The 19,780-nt window shown below is 44.7% G+C and carries 1 protein-coding gene; it reads left to right on the top strand.

All coding sequences use genetic code 11. The features are described 5' to 3' along the window. Positions 1-202 precede the first annotated feature (202 nt). Positions 203-19,627, top strand: coding sequence for a gliding motility-associated C-terminal domain-containing protein (locus PPO43_RS08475; RefSeq protein ID WP_272616821.1), 19,425 nt, complete (start codon positions 203-205; stop codon positions 19,625-19,627). Positions 19,628-19,780 lie beyond the last annotated feature (153 nt).

Genomic DNA, 19,780 nt, shown 5'->3' on the forward strand with positions numbered 1-19,780 from the left:
AATAATTTTAGCAAATTTTTATACTTGAGCCTTAAAAATTAACGTTTTGGGGAGGTGAAAGCAGAAAATCTCTGCAACAAACTGTTATTTTTGCAAGATAATAGGCCTGTAAGGGCTAGAACTTAAATAGACATCGAACTAGATGGATAGTAGGAATACCGCAACAACATCATTCTATACGACCGCAAAATTAGAGAACCCTATGTATCGATTAAGACAACTATTAGTTGCCTGCAGTCAGCTTGCCCTAGTGGTATTGCTGAGTTTTGCATTTCAGCAGGAGGCCAAAGCGACCCACGTAATGGGGGCGGATTTGGCTTGGGAATGTGTGGGGCCGAACCAGTATCGGTTCCGCTTGAATCTGTATCGAGATTGTAATGGAGTAAACTTGGGAACGACGGCGCGCATTACGATTAACGGCTGTGGCTTGAACAGCAACTACACCTTAAATCGTGTGTCTGGTTACCCACAAGATATTACGCCATTGTGTCCGACGGAGCCTACTGCTTGTAGTGGCAATGGTCAATATGGGGTAGAGTCATTTTTATATGAGGGGGTCATTACCTTGCCTGCGGGATGTACTGATTATCGGATTTCCTATCAATTGTGTTGTCGAAATAGAGCGATTACGACCTTAACAAATGGGGGGAGTGAATCCTTATATATTGAAGCGCATATGGATAATACCTTGGCGCCTTGTGACAACTCGCCGCAGTTTTTGAATATACCTACGGCTTTTCTATGTCGGAATCAGCCCGTATTTTATAACCATGGGGGCTATGATCCTGATGGGGATTCTTTGGTTTACTCTCTAATCAATTGTGAAGAGGGGCGGAACAACCCTGTAGAGTATGCTGGTGGATTTAGCGGTACTACGCCTTTGTCTTCTTCTACAGGTATCAACATTGACCCTAATACGGGGGCTTTGGCATTTACACCTTCTACTCAGCAAGTAGGTGTACTTTGTGTTTTGGTCGAAGAGTATCGGAATGGAGTAAAAATTGGTGAGACGGTTCGTGATTTACAGTTTACGGTATTGAACTGTTCTAATACCTTGCCTGCGGCTACAGGGGTTGACCTTGCTACAGGAAATGGTGTAATTGATTATGAGATTACTTCTTGTTTTGGTAATCCTTTGTGTTTTGATGTTTTGGGTTCTGATCCTGATGGAAACAATGTCTTGATGTATTGGAATGGGGCTATTCCTGGTGCTAGTTTCACGACAACACAGATTAGTGGTGATTCTGTATTGGGTCAATTTTGTTGGAATCCTTCTGTTGCAGATGTAGGACAGCATACATTTACTGTAACTGTACAGGATGATGATTGTCCTTTATTAGGGGCGAATACATTTACCTATACAGTAAATGTAATTGCGAATCCTAATCCTGCGGTAACAGCTTTGCCCGATACGACGATTTGTGCTGGAGAGTCAGTGCCATTACAAGCAATTGCTAATGCGCCCACTGCTCCAACAGTTATTGATAGTATTGTATGGACGCCTAATACAGGTTTGAATACAAATCAGGGGGCCAATGTGATTGCAACGCCTTCTGTAACGACTATATATCAAACGACTATATATTACTCAGATGGTTGTACGACTAGTGACTTTGTTGTGGTGAATGTACAGAATGATCCTATGGTCGCTGTAACACCTAATGGAGTAAATGCTTGTGCGGGAGCTCTAGTAACCTTAGTAGGAGCAGCAGATCGTTCAGGTTATACTTTTGAGTGGTTTGATCCTGCTGGAGCTTCTATGGGAGCGGGTAGTGTAACGGGGGCGCAGTCTTCTATAGATGTTACTTTGCCTAATGTGCAAGATTCCACTATCTGTTATGATATTGTGGTGAGTGATCCTGTAACAGGCTGTACAACCACAGAGCAAGCCTGTTTAGTTATTGGCCCTCCTCGTGGCCCAGTAGAGTGTATCAATATATATGTATCACCTACGGCTAGTCCAACTGGTGCAGGAACACAGTTTGATCCAACTACTATTGAGACGGCGATTGCTCGTTCGTCTTGTAATAATACGGTTATTAAGATGGCTCAAGGGGTGTATAATATTGACACAACTTTGAATGTAACTAGCTTTTTGACTATTGAGGGTGGTTTTGATCCTAACAATTTATGGGAAAAAACCTCAGATGTAGCTCAAACAGTAATCAATAGAACAAATGTGAATCCTTTGGGTTTTGCAAATGCATATCAGTTGATCGCGATGAATGCGTCTAATGCGCAAGGATTCCGTTTGCAAGATTTAACGATTACTACAGATGATGCTGATTCATTAGGTATGTCTACTTATGGCATCCGTTTGACAGGTTGTTCTGACTATAATATTGTACGTTGTTCAATTTCTGCTGGTGCAGCTGGAGATGGAGCTGATGGCGCAGCAGGTTCTATTGGTTTTGATGGAGATCCTGGTGGAGATGGAGTAGCAGGTTCTGCGGGTGTTTTGGATACTTATGCAGGTGGTGGAAATGGTGGTTCTGGTGGAGGACTTTCAGGATTTGGTTTTGGTGGCTCTGGAGCTGCTGGAGGAAATACTGGTGTGCCTTTACCTGGAGATGGTGGAGATAGTGCTTCTGTTGCCAGTTCTTCTGGTGGCGGTGGTGGCGGCGGTGGTGCCGGCAATGTACATTCTCCTTCTGCTGTAGGAGCCCAAGAAGGGGGCGGAGCAGGATCAGGAGGGATTCCACCAGATGTAAATGGCTTGGGAGGAAGCGTAACTTCTGTACCTTGTCCTACTGGAGCAACAGGCCTTGGAGGCGGTGCTGCTGCAGGTACGGCTGCATCTCCTAATGGAGCGAATGGTACTGTGGGTACCTCTGGAGCTAATGGTGCTAATGCACCTGTAGGTCCAGCTCCAACTGCTTTGGCATTTTTCTTCCCTGGTACACAAGCACTCCAAGGCCAAGATGGTATTGGTGGAACTGGTGGTTGTGGTGGTGGAGGAGCCTATGCTGCAGCGCCTAACACCGGTGGCGGTGGCGGCGGCGGCGGCGGTGGTGCCTCTGGTGGTATTGGTGGTTTCGGTGCGTATGGTGGTGGTGGCTCTTTTGGAGTCTATATCTATAGCAATGGAGCCAACGGTAATATTAAGGATTGTAATATTTCTACTTCTACAGCAGGTGCTGGCGGAACTGGTGGCCTAGGTGGTGCTGGCGGAACTGGTGGTGTTGGTGGAAACGGTGGTCTTTCTGGAGGTGGCGTTAGCCAAGGTGGAAATGGAGGCCGTGGTGGCGATGGTGGAAATGGAGGCCGTGGTGGAAATGGTACTTCTGGCTATGCTGTTAATGTTATGGTTTCTACAGCCGTAGCGTCTCAACCTCTAGTTAATGCAGACTCTATTTATAATTTTGCTTTAGAGCCTGTAATTATTGTAGAGAATGTAAACTGTACGAATGCAACTGTTCGTTTTGAAGATACAGGACTGCCTGTAGGTAATCCTGGTCCAGGTACTAATATTACAGATTGGGATTTTGATGTTCTAGGAACCTTAGCAAATCCTACAAACGGTATTCATAACCCTGACACAACTCAATATGATAGTGTTGGACGTTACAGTATTGCTCATGAAGGCTTTACTTATACTGACTTTCATAATATTGCTTTTGATGGTGCGTACAAACCTACTATTTCAAGTACAGCGAACTTGATTGGAAATGATACTTTCCAACTCTGTGTGGGAGAAACAGCTAGCTTCTGTAGTGATATTTATGCGGATTCTATTATATGGAATTTTAATGGGGCAATACCTGACCCTATTGATGTTCAGTGTACACCTAATGCACAGTTTAATGTGGCTGGTTTTTATGTTATAGAACTGCAGCTTATTACAGACTGTTGTGGTGACTCTCCTTTGGATACAGCTTATTTATATGTTGATCCTATGCCTAGTGCAACGGCTGTAAATCCTACCAATGATATTTGTAAGGGGGAAACGACTACTTTAAGTTTGAATGGTCTTAGCCCAACTGATTCTGTAATATGGTCTTCTACTCAAGGTAATCTAACAGTAACATCTCAAAGTACTGCAAATGTTACTCCTAATACAAGCATCACTTATGTTGCTACAATATATTCGGTAACGACAACAAATGGTCAGACTCGATTGTCTTGTCCTATGTCTGTTCTTTTTGATGTTAATGTATACCCTGATATTGATCCTAACTTAAGCTCAACAGCGACTATTTGTGGAAATGATGGTACAGCTACTGCTGCCCCTCTAAATGGTTCTGGGACTTATGATTTTAACTGGTCTAATGGGGTAGTAGAAACAGGGGTAGCTAGTTCAACAATTACTAATCTTCCTGTGGCTGGTTATACTGTAACAATTACAGATGCTACTACAGGTTGTGATACAGTAGAAACAATTTTTGTTTTTGCAGGTCCAAATCAACCTAGTGCTCAGCTAGATTCTCTCGCTGATGTAAGTTGTGCGGGAAGTTCAGATGGCTTTATTCGTGTAGCTACTATTGATGGAACCGCACCATATAATTATGTCTGGGATAATGGTTTTTCTGAAAATAATGTATTGACAACAGAGCAGACAGGTTTAGCTCCGGGTACTTATTGTGTAACTGTAACTGATAATAATGGTTGCTCTTCTTCTACCTGTGTGACTGTTGGAGAGCCCGATCCTTTAACAATTAACCTGCTTCGGGTGGATACCGTAGATTGTAGCTATGATGCAGATGGAGAAATTGAGGTTGAAGCACAAGGAGGTACAGGTCTATACACTTATAGTTGGTCTGGAACAACTCAAACTACGGCTTTGGTTACTGGTTTGACCGGTGGGCCAGCTACTTCTTATACAGTAACAGCTACTGATGAAAATGCTTGTACTGCTACTTTGACAGTAAATATGCCTGTAAAATACCCCGTAACTCCTCAAGTTGTACAAACTGGACAAATTCTTTGTAATGGAGATAGTACTGCAGTTATTCGAGCAGGGGCAACAGATGGTATTGGTCCATACGAGGTGGCTATCTCAGGGCCAATTTCAGCAATAGATACTCAGGCAGCGGGAGCATTAGCTACACCTGTAACTTTTGCGAATTTACCAGCTGGTACTTATAATGTTACAATAACAGATATCAATACAACTCCAGGTTGTTCTGCTGTAACAAGTATCATTGTTAACGAGCCTGCTCTTCTTAATAGTTCTGTAGCATTAGATCAAGATGTTAGTTGTAACGCAGGAAATGATGGTGCTGCTACTGTAACTGCTGTAGGCGGAACAGCACCATATACTTATTTATGGTCTAATGGCGAAACCACAGCTTCTGCTACAGTTTTAACAGCTGGAAATCAATGTGTAACAGTGACAGATGCGAATGGCTGTACTTCACAGTCTTGTGTACTTGTTAGTGAGCCTATAGTGCACACAGTTAGCGCTTCTGTTGCTACACCTTACAATGGTCAGCAGATTAGTTGTGTAGGTGCTTGTGATGGTAGTGGAACAGCAGCTGGAGCTGGCGGAACAGCACCATATACTTATCTATGGAGTGATGGCCAAACTACGGCTACAGCAACGTCGCTTTGTGCAGGAACATATACAGTAACCTCAACAGATGCTAATGGTTGTACAGCTACAGTAGCTATTACTGTATCAGATCCACCCGCATTAACTGCCGCTATGAGTTCCACAGATGTATCCTGTAATGCAGGAGTAGATGGAACGGCTACAGCAGCTGTTTCTGGCGGTACTGGAGCATATGGTTATTTATGGGACGATGGCCAGACAACGGCTACAGCGACAAACTTATCAGCTTCAGCTTCCTTCTGTGTAACAGTAACAGATGCGAATGGTTGTACAGTTAGTGCTTGTGTTCCTGTTAATGAACCTGGAGCTGCACATACTGTCAATGCTGCAGTAAGCGCACCATATAATGGTCAGCAAATTAGCTGTGCTGGTGCTTGTGATGGTAGTGCTACGGCAGTTGGATCTGGGGGAACTTCACCTTATACTTATGTGTGGAGTGATGGCCAGACGACGGCTACAGCCACTGGTCTATGCGCAGGAACTTACACCGTAACTTCAACAGATGCAAATAGTTGTACAGCTACAGCAACTGTAGTAGTCAATGATCCTCCCGCATTAACAGCAAGTAGTGCTGGAACGGATGTCTCTTGTAATGGAGGAACAGATGGCACAGCGACAGTTACGGCTGTAGGAGGTACTGGCACATATAGTTATCTATGGGATGATGGCCAGACAACGGCTACAGCCACGAACTTGTCAGCTTCAGCTTCCTTCTGTGTAACGGTAACCGATGCGAATGGCTGTACGATCAGTTCATGTGCAATAATCAATGAACCTGGCGCAGTCCATACTGTAGCGGGTACAGTAGCTACTCCATATAATGGAGAGGAGATTAGCTGTGCTGGCGCTTGTGATGGTAGTGCAACAGCAGCTGGAGCAGGGGGAACTACACCTTACACTTATGTGTGGAGTGATGGTCAGACAACAGCTACAGCGACAGGCTTATGCGCAGGCACATATACGGTAACATCAACGGATGGGAATGGCTGTACAGCAACAGCTAGCGTAACAGTAGATGATCCCGCAGCATTAACTGCGAGTAGTGTTGGAACGGATGTATCTTGTAATGGAGGAACAGACGGAACAGCAACAGTTACGGCTGTAGGAGGTACAGGTGCATATAGTTATCTATGGGATGATGGCCAGACGACAGCCACCGCAACGAACTTGTCGGCCTCAGCCTCATTCTGTGTAACGGTAACCGATGCGAATGGCTGTACGATCAGTTCATGTGTAACAATTAACGAACCTGGCGCGGCGCATACCGTAGCGGGTACAGTAGCCGCTCCATATAATGGAGAGGAGATTAGCTGTGCTGGCGCTTGTGATGGTAGTGCAACAGCAGCTGGAGCAGGGGGAACTACACCTTACACTTATGTGTGGAGTGATGGTCAGACAACAGCTACAGCGACAGGCTTATGCGCAGGCACATATACGGTAACATCAACGGATGGGAATGGCTGTACAGCAACAGCTAGCGTAACAGTAGATGATCCCGCAGCATTAACTGCGAGTAGTGTTGGAACGGATGTATCTTGTAATGGAGGAACAGACGGAACAGCAACAGTTACGGCTGTAGGAGGTACAGGTGCATATAGTTATCTATGGGATGATGGCCAGACGACAGCCACCGCAACGAACTTGTCGGCCTCAGCCTCATTCTGTGTAACGGTAACCGATGCGAATGGCTGTACGATCAGTTCATGTGCAATAATCAATGAACCTGGCGCAGTCCATACTGTAGCGGGTACAGTAGCTACTCCATATAATGGAGAGGAGATTAGCTGTGCTGGCGCTTGTGATGGTAGTGCAACAGCAGCTGGAGCAGGGGGAACTACACCTTACACTTATGTGTGGAGTGATGGTCAGACAACAGCTACAGCGACAGGCTTATGCGCAGGCACATATACGGTAACATCAACGGATGGGAATGGCTGTACAGCAACAGCTAGCGTAACAGTAGATGATCCCGCAGCATTAACTGCGAGTAGTGTTGGAACGGATGTATCTTGTAATGGAGGAACAGACGGAACAGCAACAGTTACGGCTGTAGGAGGTACAGGTGCATATAGTTATCTATGGGATGATGGCCAGACGACAGCCACCGCAACGAACTTGTCGGCCTCAGCCTCATTCTGTGTAACGGTAACCGATGCGAATGGCTGTACGATCAGTTCATGTGCAATAATCAATGAACCTGGCGCAGTCCATACTGTAGCGGGTACAGTAGCTACTCCATATAATGGAGAGGAGATTAGCTGTGCTGGCGCTTGTGATGGTAGTGCAACAGCAGCTGGAGCAGGGGGAACTACACCTTACACTTATGTGTGGAGTGATGGTCAGACAACAGCTACAGCGACAGGCTTATGCGCAGGCACATATACGGTAACATCAACGGATGGGAATGGCTGTACAGCAACAGCTAGCGTAACAGTAGATGATCCCGCAGCATTAACTGCGAGTAGTGTTGGAACGGATGTATCTTGTAATGGAGGAACAGACGGAACAGCAACAGTTACGGCTGTAGGAGGTACAGGTGCATATAGTTATCTATGGGATGATGGCCAGACGACAGCCACCGCAACGAACTTGTCGGCCTCAGCCTCATTCTGTGTAACGGTAACCGATGCGAATGGCTGTACGATCAGTTCATGTGTAACAATTAACGAACCTGGCGCGGCGCATACCGTAGCGGGTACAGTAGCCGCTCCATATAATGGAGAGGAGATTAGCTGTGCTGGCGCTTGTGATGGTAGTGCAACAGCAGCTGGAGCAGGGGGAACTACACCTTACACTTATGTTTGGAGTGATGGTCAGACAACGGCTACAGCGACGGGCTTATGCGCAGGCACATATACGGTAACATCAACGGATGGGAATGGCTGTACAGCAACAGCTAGCGTAACAGTAGATGATCCTGCTGTATTGACGCCAACAATTACATCTACTGTAGATGTGAATTGCTTTGGTCAGTCTACAGGGGCCGCTACAGTAGCTGCCGCTGGTGGAACAGCACCTTATACTTATCTCTGGGATAATGGAACAACTACAACTGTTAATGCAGGCTTAGCCGCAGGAACACACTGTGTAACTGTGACGGATGCAAATTCTTGTACTGCAACAGTTTGTGCTACAGTAAACCAGCCTGTTGCAGCCGTGACAGTGAATACTGCAGTAACGTCTAACTATAATGGACAAGATGTTAGTTGCTCTGGCTCTACAGATGGAGAGGCAACAGCAACCGCTGCAGGTGGAACAGCACCTTTGAGTTATCTTTGGACTAATGGTCAGACAACTCAAGTTACAACAGGTCTAGCAGCGGGAGCACATTGTGTAACTGTAACTGACAATTTAGGTTGTACGACTGTAAGCTGTGTAACAGTTACAGAGCCTGCTCCAATTGCTCTAACTGTAGATAATCAAGTTAATGTAAACTGTTTTGGTGATGCAACTGGAGAAGCAACTATTGGTACTACAGGTGGAACAGCACCTTATACTTACCAATGGGATGCCGCAGCTGCTAACCAAAATACAGCAACAGCAACAGCTTTGACTGCGGGCACTTATTGTGTAACAGTTACAGATGCTAATAATTGTCAAAATAGTCTTTGCATAACAATTACAGAACCCACCCAGGCTGTAGCAGTAACTCTTAATGAGCTCGCTCCAGTTAGTTGTGCAGGAAATACAGATGGTTCTGTAGAGGCTGTAGGTTCTGGTGGTAGTGGTTCTCTAGCTTACCAGTGGGGAACTGGAGACGTAACTTCAACACTTACTGGACTTGGCGCAGGGACATACTGTGTTACAGTTACGGACAGCTTAGGCTGTACTGTTAGTGATTGCATTACATTGACGAATCCTACTCCTTTAGTAGTTACTACAGTAAATACTGTAGATGTAAACTGTTTTGGGGAGTCTACTGGTGAAGCTACTGTGATGGGATCTGGGGGAACAGCTCCTCTAAGCTATCAATGGGATGCTGCCGCAGGGGCTCAGACAACAGCGAATATTGTTGGTTTAGCTGCTGGTACTTACTGTGTGACAGTAACAGATGCGAATGGCTGTACTGCAACTAACTGTGTTACTATTGCCCAACCTGCAACTGCTGTTGCTGTAACTGCAACTGCTGTCTCAGATTATAATGGATTTAATGTTTCTTGTTTTGGTGATACTGATGGTTCTGCCACAGCAAATGCTAGTGGAGGAGCAGGAAACTATACTTATGTCTGGGATATCAACTCTCAAACTACACAAACGGCAACAGGTTTAGCTGCAAGTACATACTGTGTAATTGCAATAGATGCGAATGGTTGTCGTGACACTTCTTGTGTAACCTTAAATGGTCCTACTGCAGTCCAAGCGACAATTACAGATTCTGTAGATGTACTTTGTCAAGGTCAAAGTACAGGTTCTGCCACTGTAATGGGATCTGGTGGAACAGGAAGCTATAGCTATAACTGGTCTAATACACAAACTACAGCTATCGCAACTGGATTGGCTGCAGGTGTATATAATGTGACGGTTACTGATGCTAACCTTTGTGCAATGGATGCTACAGTAATTATTGAAGAGCCTGCTTCTTCTGTTTCTGTAAATGTAGTTTCTACTACTGATGTTTCTTGTAATGGAGGTAGTAATGGTTCTGCAACTGTTGCAGCTCTTGATGGAACTCCTGGCTACACCTATCAGTGGGATGGGGCTACAGGTGGTCAGATTGGTGCCACAGCTAATAATTTGTCTGCTGGTACTTATGCAGTAACAGCAACTGATGCAAATGGCTGTACAGCTGTCACTACAGTAACTATTAGTCAACCTACTCTTGTTGTAGCTACAATTAGTAGTACTGTTGATGTAGATTGTCGTAACGATTCAACTGGCTCCGCTACAGTTACTGCTATAGGGGGAACTCCTAATGCTGTAGGTTCCGCATATACTTATATTTGGGATGCTAACGCAAATGGCCAAACTACGGCTACTGCAACTGGCCTAGCTGCTGGTTCTTATGATGTGACTGTAGTTGATGCAAATGGTTGTACTTCTGTGGCTTCTGCTACTGTTTCTCAGCCTGCTGGTTTAGTAGATGTTACTGCATCTATTACTTCAAACTTTAACGGTCAGGATGTGAGCTGTGCTACTGCAGCTGATGGAGAGCTTACAGCTACAGCAGTAGATGGCACAGGACCATATACTTTTACTTGGTCTAATGGTGCTACAACTGCAATCGCTTCAAATGTGGCAGCAGGTACTTACACAGTAACAGCTACCGATGCAAACGGCTGTACCGATACAGCTATTGTTACTGTTGTTGCTCCTGCAGTTCTTACTGCAGCAGCTACTGTTGATAATAACGTAGCTTGTAATGGAGGCGCTAATGGACAGGCTACAGTAGCTGCTACTGGCGGAACAGCACCTTATACTTATATTTGGACTGATGGACAAACTGCAGCCACTGCAACCGCTCTAGCAGCAGGAACACACTGTGTAACTGTTTCTGATGCAAATGCCTGTCAAGCTGTTGTTTGTGTTAATGTTACTGAGCCTGCAACAGTAGTTCAGCTCACAGAATTAACTAATAACTCTCCAAGCTGTGTAGCTGGTAACGATGGTAGTGCATCTGTTATAGCAAGTGGTGGTGTTGCCCCTTATACTTACGAGTGGGATGGTAATGCTGCCAGTCAATTGACTGCAACAGCAACTAACCTAAGTGCTGGAGCATACAATGTGACTACAACTGATGCCAATGGTTGTACTGCAGCAACAACAGTTACTGTTGTAGATCCTGCTGCAATCACAGTTGTTGGAACAACAGTAGATGTAGACTGTAGAGGAGATTCTTCTGGATCTATTACACTTGCTGTAAGTGGAGGAGCTACTCCTTACAACTATAACTGGTCAAATGGTGCATTTACTGCAAATTTGATGAATCTCACAGCTGGACTTTATACGGTAACAGTAACCGATGCAAATGGCTGTGTTCAAACTGCATCTTATACAATTACAGAACCTGCTACAGTATTTACTCTAGCATTAAGTGCAAGCGATATTTCTTGTAATGGAGGTAGTGATGGATCACTTACTGCAAATACTGCAGGTGGTGTAGCTCCCTACAACTATGTATGGGATTTGGGTGGACAAACAACTCAGAGCATTACTAACCTTGCAGACGGTGCCTACTGCGTAACGGCTACCGATGCAAATGGCTGTGTGCAACAAGCTTGTACTACTCTAACTGAACCTACTCTAGTAAATGCGGCTGTTGTTTCTACTACAGATGCAAGCTGTAACGGAGGTTCTGATGGAACCGCTACTGTAGCAGGAACTGCTGGAACTCCTGGTTACAGCTATCAGTGGGATGCTAATGCAGGCAATCAAACAACTGCTACAGCGACAAACTTGAGTGCAGGTCTAAGCCCTTACTCAGTTACTGTAACAGATGCAAATGGTTGTACGGCGCAAACTAGTGTAATTATTGGCGAACCTGCTTCTTCTGTATTAGCTACAGCTAGTGAAGTAGCTGCTGTTAGTTGCTTTGGTGGAAATGATGGTGAAGCGCTTGCTGCCGCTACAGGTGGAACGGCTCCTTACACTTATCTATGGGATGCTGCTGCAGCTAGTCAAACTACAGCTACTGCTACTGGATTGTCTGCCGGAAACTTCTGTGTGACCGTAACCGATGCAAATGGTTGCTCGGATGTAGTTTGCGTAACAATTACTGAACCTACACAATTAGTAGCAACAGTAACTGCTACTACAGACGCAAGCTGTAATGGAGGCAATAACGGTACTGCAACAGTAACTGCTACTGGTGGAACAGCTAACTATAGCTACCTCTGGGATGCTAATGCAGGCAACCAAACAACGGCTACAGCTGATAGCCTAGCTGCAGGTACATACAATGTAACCGTAACCGATGCAAATGGCTGCCAACGCGTAGCTACTGCAGTAATCTCTGCACCTAGCAATGCCTTGAATGCAAGTATTACAATTACTTCAAACTATAATGGAGCTCAGATTTCTTGTAACACCTTCGCAGATGGTGAAGCTACAGTTAACGTAGTTGGTGGTACAGGAGCTTATTCTTACCAATGGTCTTCTGCTGGAGCACCAACTACAGCTTCAGTAATTGGACTACCCGCTGGTATTGTCGGTGTTACTGTAACCGATGCAAATGGTTGTGTTGCTGTAGATACGGCTCAGCTGATTGCACCAGTGACCCTTGTAGGAGTAGTTAATACTTCTGATGTTTCTTGTTTCGGAGGAAATGATGGAGTGGCTACGGTCACTGCAACTGGCGGAACAGGAACCTATACTTATCAATGGGATGATGCTGCAGCCCAAACTACAGCTACAGCTACTGGCTTAGTTGCTGGTCCTGTTTGTGTCACTATTACAGATGCAAATGGCTGTCAAACGGTAAGCTGTGGTTCTATTGCTGAACCTGCAGCTGCACTTGCCGCTTCTGCTACTGTTGTCGCAAATCCTGCCTACAACGGTGAAGATGTTAGCTGTAATGGAAGTGCTGATGGTACTATCGCTGTAAGCACTACTGGAGGAACAGCTCCTTATACTTACAACTGGAGCAATACCGCAACTACAGATACTGTTGTTGGTGTAGCTGCCGGTACCTATAACGTTGTCGTTACAGATGCAAATGGCTGTCAAACTACAGCCACTGTTACTGTAACTGAACCTACTCAGGTTACTGTTGCTGTAGTCTCTACTGTAGATGCTACTTGTAACGGTGGTAATGATGGGGAAGCAACGGTAACTGCTAGCAATGGTACAGCACCCACAGGTACTTACACTTACCTATGGAATGATCCTGCTGGACAAACTACAGCTACTGCCACTGCTCTCGCAGCAGGTTCATATACAGTGACTGCTACAGATGAAAATGGATGTCAAGCGACACAAACAGTAACTATTGGACAACCACTTATCGCTGTCAATGCAACAGTAAATATTACTTCAAACTATAATGGTGCTGAAGTAAGCTGTCCTACAGCTTGTGATGGTGAAGCTAATGTAACAGCTGCTGGTGGAACTGCTCCTTATACCTTCCAATGGGATAATGCTGCAGCCCAAACTACAGCTACTGCAACTGGCCTCTGCGCAGATACACTTTATAGTGTAACTGTTACTGATGCTAGTGGCTGTACTGATATCCAAACAGTGACGCTTAGCGCACCAGCTCAAATCGTCGCCACAGCTGTGGTTGACAACGATGCAAGCTGTAATGGCGGTAACGATGGTGCAGCTACAGTAACGGCTACAGGCGGAACAGGTACTTTGACTTACCTATGGCCTAGTGGAGAAACTACGGTTTCTGCTACTCAGCTCTTTGCCGGTAACAACTGTGTAACTATTACAGATGATAATGGATGTATAACAACAGCCTGCGTGACTATCGCTCAGCCTGCTAACCCATTACTACTTTCTGTAGTTAGTGATACTTTGTACAACGGACAGCAAATTACTTGTAATGGAGCTGCTGATGCTGCTATTAGTGTAGCAGTAGCAGGCGGTGTCCCCGCTTACTCTATTCAATGGAGTAACGGACCTACTACAGCTAGCCAAACTGGCCTCGATGTAGGAATGTACTACGTTTCTGTTACTGATGCTGGCGGATGTACTCAAATCGATTCTATCGAGATTTTAGAACCTAACCTAGTCAATGCTACAGTAGCTAGCCAAACTAATGTTGGCTGTCTAGGTGACTCTTCAGGAGCATTTACTATCGGCGCTACTGGTGGTACTCCTGGTTATACTTATGATATTGGTGATGGACCAGTGTCTAGCAATGTATTCAATAGTCTTCCTGCTGGCTTCTATAGTGTAACAGTAACAGACTTGAACTATTGCTCGACTACTATTTCTGTAACTATTACAGAACCCGCTGCTGTACTTACTGCTTCTGCAGTTGTGACCTCAAACTATAATGGAGCAGATGTTAGCTGCTTCAATAGCTGCGATGGGGAAGCTACAGTTACTGCTGCAGGTGGAACAGCACCTTATACTTATGTATGGTCTGCAAATAACCAGTCTACTGCAACAGCTACTAACCTTTGTGGTGGAGCAAACTATAGCGTACAAGTTACGGATGCTAATGGCTGCCAAGCTACAGCTACTGTAACTATCGCTAATCCTACTCCTGTTGTAGCTAACCTACAGTCCACTGTAGATGTACTCTGTAACGGAGATGCAACTGGTCAAGCGACTGTAACGGCTATTGGTGGTACAGCTAACTATACTTACGATATTGGAAACGGTCCACAAGCAGTAAATACCTTTACTAACTTAGCTGTAGGAAACTATGAGGCTACAGTTAGTGATGCAAATGGTTGCTTTACTACGGTTCCATTCGTTATTAGTGGTCCTCCTGCTCTTACATCTACTATTAGTGTTACCTCTAATTACAACGGTACTCAAATTAGTTGTGCAGGTGCATGTGACGGTGCGGCAACAGTTGTAGGAGCTGGTGGAACAGGTACTTACACCTTCCTATGGAGTAATGGACAGACAAGCTTTACAGCAACTAATCTCTGTAACAACGCCTATGTAACGATCACCGATCAAAATGGCTGTTCTGTTATAGATTCTGTAACGCTTAGCGAACCTACTCAGCTTACATTGGCTGTAGTTAACCAAGTAGATATTGGATGTGCTGGAGCAACTTCAGGCTCTTTTGAAGTACAAGCTTCTGGTGCTACTCCTAATTATACTTTTGATATTGGAAATGGTCCCCAAGCAAATGGTATCTTCTCTAACTTGAGCGTGGGTACTTACTGCGTGACAGTTACAGATATCAATGGTTGCTCGGATATTATTTGTACTACGATTACTCAAGGGTCTTCTATGAACTTGACTACTCAGGTAATCTCAAATAATAATGGTTCTGCGATTAGCTGTGCAAATAGTGCGGATGGAGAAGCTTCTGTAACCGTAACTGGTGGAACTGCTCCTTACACTTACCTTTGGGATAATGGTCAAACAACAGCTATTGCCACTGGTTTGACAGGTGGCACACACTGTGTGACTGTAACTGATGCTAACCTTTGTGATGCTGTTGCTTGTGTAACAATTACAGGCCCTGCTGCACTTGATATTACCGTTATTGATTCTACTGAAGCTAGCTGTTTTGGTCAACCTGATGGTGCCTTTACTGTTGCTGCTACAGGTGGTGTTGGTCCCTATATTTACTCTGTAAACAACGGAAATACCTTTACCAATCAAGTTACTTATAACAACTTGGCGGGTTCTGTTGCAGGAATCAATTACACGGTGATTGTTCAAGATGCCAATGGTTGCCAAGACACAGTAATTGCTACTGTTTATGGTCCCACTCAGGTTCAGCTAATTCTGGTCAATGAAAATGACGTAAGTTGTGCTGGTGGTAATGACGGTAGTGTTTCTGTTTCAGCTACAGGAGGAAATGCTCCTTATACTTACAGCTTCCAAGGTGGTGGCTTTGACACAACCTCTAGCTTCCCTGACCTGATTGCCTCTAGCTATACTATTGTAGCACAAGATGCTAATGGTTGTCAAGCAAGCTTGCCTGTAACTATTTCTGAGCCCACACCACTTGTACTAAGCATTGATACGACAGTCAATCCAAGTTGTAACTTAACTTGTGACGGTGAGATTCAACTTTCTGCAACAGGTGCTACTGCTCCTTATAGCTTCTCAATTGATGGTGGAAATACTTTCCAAGCTGTAGGCGCATTCAATGGCCTTTGTGAAGGGAACTATACAGTCATGGTTATGGATGCTCAAGGATGTACTCGTACTCGTACGATTTTCCTAGATGATCCAGATCCTGTTCGTGTAGATGCAAGCATTACTGGAACTATATCTTGTAACGCTGCTGCTGATGGTGAAGCAACTGCTGTTGCTGTAGGTGGTACAGGAACCTTTACTTACCTTTGGTCGCCCTCTGGTCAAACTACAGCTGTAGCTACTGGCTTAGATGCTGGAGTAGTTCATACTGTGGTTGTTACAGATATCAATGGCTGTTCTGCTACTGATTCTGTAGTTCTCACAGAACCTGCAGCTTTAGCTGCAACGGTAATACTACAAAATGATCCTGCTTGTAATGGGGATAATAATGGTGCAATTAGCATCCAAGCTAATCCCACTACAGGTACAGGGCCTTATACCTACAATATCGGAGCTGGAGCAACGAACAATGGTGTATTTACCAACTTAAGTGCAGGTACTTACAACATTACAGTTGCAGATGCTAATGGCTGTTCTATTGTTGAGACAGTAACACTCAATGATCCTGCTCCTTTGGTTATTCCTCAAGCTGTAGTTACTTCTGACTATAATGGTCAAGATATAAGCTGTAATGCTGCTGATGACGCTAGCGTGATTGTACCTAGCCCAATTGTTGGCGGTACTGCACCTTATCGCTTCTTGTGGTCTACATCTGATACAACTCAAGCTGTTTCTGGCTTAGGTGCTGGCACTTATGTAGTCACTGTAACTGATGCCAATGGCTGTTTTGATACTACTTCTGTAGTCGTAACAGAACCAGCTCTTCTTGAAGTAACCGCCACAGCAGTAGCTGCTGGATGTAACGGAGGAAGTGATGGTGAAGTAACTGCTGTCGGAACAGGTGGAACCGCACCTTATGCTTACGAACTCAATGGTACTACTAATGTCACTGGGGTATTCTCCAATCTCACTCCTGGTAACTACATTGTAAATATCACCGATGCTAATGGCTGTACAAACAGCACTCAAGTTCAGGTGAATGATGGTAGCGTAATCAATACTGGAATTGCCGTAACTTCTAATTACAGCGGATTTGATATTAGCTGTGTTGGAGCTGCAGACGGCGAAGCTGCTGTAAGTGTTTCTGGTGGTCAAGCACCTTATACCATTCTTTGGTCTAATGCTGCTAACACAGATACAATTACTGGCCTTGCCGCAGATACTTACTATGTGACTATTACAGATGCTAATGGATGTACAACAACCGATTCTGTAGTAGTAAACGATCCTAGCCCACTTGACTTAGTTATTGCAAGTACAATGGATCCAAATTGTGGAAGTACTGCTGACGGTAGCATCACTGTTGCTGCTAATGGCGGAGCTGCTGGATATCTTTACAATATCAATGGTGGTCTCGCTCAGTCTTCACCAACTTTTGCTAACCTCGCTGGTGGAACTTACACTATCGAAGTTGTAGACAATAACCTCTGTAGCTCAACACTTACAGTTGATTTGACCGCTCCAGACACACTTATTGCTCTACTTAGCGCTACTGATGTAAGCTGTAATGGCCTACAAGATGGTACAGTAACAACTACAGTAACTGGTGGTACACCTTACCCCAACGGTGGATATGTCTACAACTGGTCTCCAATTGGTCAAACTACAGCCAACATCGGAAACCTTCAAGGGAATGTGAACTACACTGTTACCGTAACTGATGCTAATGGATGTTTTGATGTTCAAACGGTATTTGTAGCTGAACCTACAGCTATGCAAGCAAATGTCTTGGATATCCAACATGTAACATGTAATGGAATCAACGACGGTGAACTTACGCTTAACCTCTTTGGTGGAAGCGGTGGATATGACTACTCTCTAGATGGAGGTGCTAACTTTACGCCTGTAACGACTAGCCCGCTCGTTCTTACTGGACTTGCTGGTGGTACTTACCAAATCGTAATCCGCGACTCTACTTCTATTAGCTGTGAAATCCCAGTTTCTATTGAAATCTTAGAAACTAACGGTGTCACTGTAGACGTAGTTACAACAGCAGTTTCTTGTGTAGGTGATGAAGATGGTACTGCAAGCGCTATTGCTACTGGTGGTACTGGTCCTTACAGCTTTGAGTGGTCTGCCAATGCTGGCACTCAAACTACACAAACAGCTACTGGCCTAGATGCTAACTTTATCGATAGTGTTTTCCAAGCTGCACCTTACTTTGTTATTGTTACCGATGCTAACGGCTGTACGGATACTTCTGCCGCTGTAGGTGTTGCAGAACCCGATACATTGAATATTAACCCTGTTGTTGATCAAAATGTAAGCTGCTTTGGCGCTGCCGACGCTAGCATTAGTATCAACCCCACCGGTGGTAATACAATTGATGGATTTACCGTTCTTTGGGATAATGGAGCTACTACAACTACGCTCTCTGACCTAGACGGGGATATCTTCTACACAGCTACAGTAACTGACGCAAAAGGCTGTCAAGAAGTAGCGACTGTATTTGTTGATGAACCAGATCCTATTGTTGCCGGATTTACTACTGACTCTGTCAGCTGTTTTGGTGGCAATGATGGCCTCATCCAAATTGACTCTAACGGTATTACTGGTGGTACGCCTTTCAACGGCACCGACTACGAGTTTAGCCTAGACGAAAACGGTCCTTTCACTTCTGATGTGATCTTTAACCAAGGTCAAGAAGCTGGTATCTATACTGTTTATGTGCGCGATTCTAATGGTTGTGTACTCGAAGTAGATAGCTTAGCCATCTTTGAACCCGCTCAGTTGACAGTACAAGCCTTCAGTGACCAAACTATCCGCATGGGAGAAGAGGTGACTGTTAACGCTAACGTGAATTCTGTAAACATTGACAGTACACTTATCAACTGGTCTTATGTTGATCTAGATGGCAACCAGAATATTGTTTGCCAAGGTGGAGATTGCTTTGAGCTTACTCTTGATAATCTTAACCAGACTACACAACTGATCTTTGATTTGGGTACGCCTTGTAACGATACCGCTTCTGTCCTTATCACTGTAAATGAGGCGCGCTCGATCTTCGTACCGAATGCCTTTACACCAAACGGTGACGGTTCTAACGATGTCTTTACGGTTTACGGATCTGTAGACATCGAGCGTATCGACAAGTTGATGGTATTCGATCGCTGGGGCGAATTGGTTTACGAAGCCACTGACTTCGCACCAAATGATCCTTCTGCTGGCTGGGATGGTACTTTCCGCGGCAAACTAATGGATCCTGCTGTATTCGTTTACTATGTTGAGTTTACTACTGTAGATGGCAAAACTGCTGAGGACGGAAACGTCCGCAAAGGTGATGTTACCCTACTCCGATAATATCTGAATATGGAAAAAGGGCCCAATTAAGGGCCCTTCTTTCTACAGATTATCATTTTGTTATACACTAGTTAAAGTTTATTTGCGTTCTTATAAACAAGAACTAATCTCTTGCTTAAGAACACAAATTTATAAACCTATAAGCTGCTCTTA

The organism is Saprospira sp. CCB-QB6, from assembly GCF_028464065.1.
In the GTDB taxonomy this organism is placed as follows: Bacteria; Bacteroidota; Bacteroidia; order Chitinophagales; family Saprospiraceae; genus Saprospira.

Excerpts from the sequence above, each read along its gene's own strand:
- PPO43_RS08475 (WP_272616821.1), top strand. The coding sequence starts at position 203 with ATGTATCGATTAAGACAACTATTAGTTGCCTGCAGTCAGCTTGCCCTA.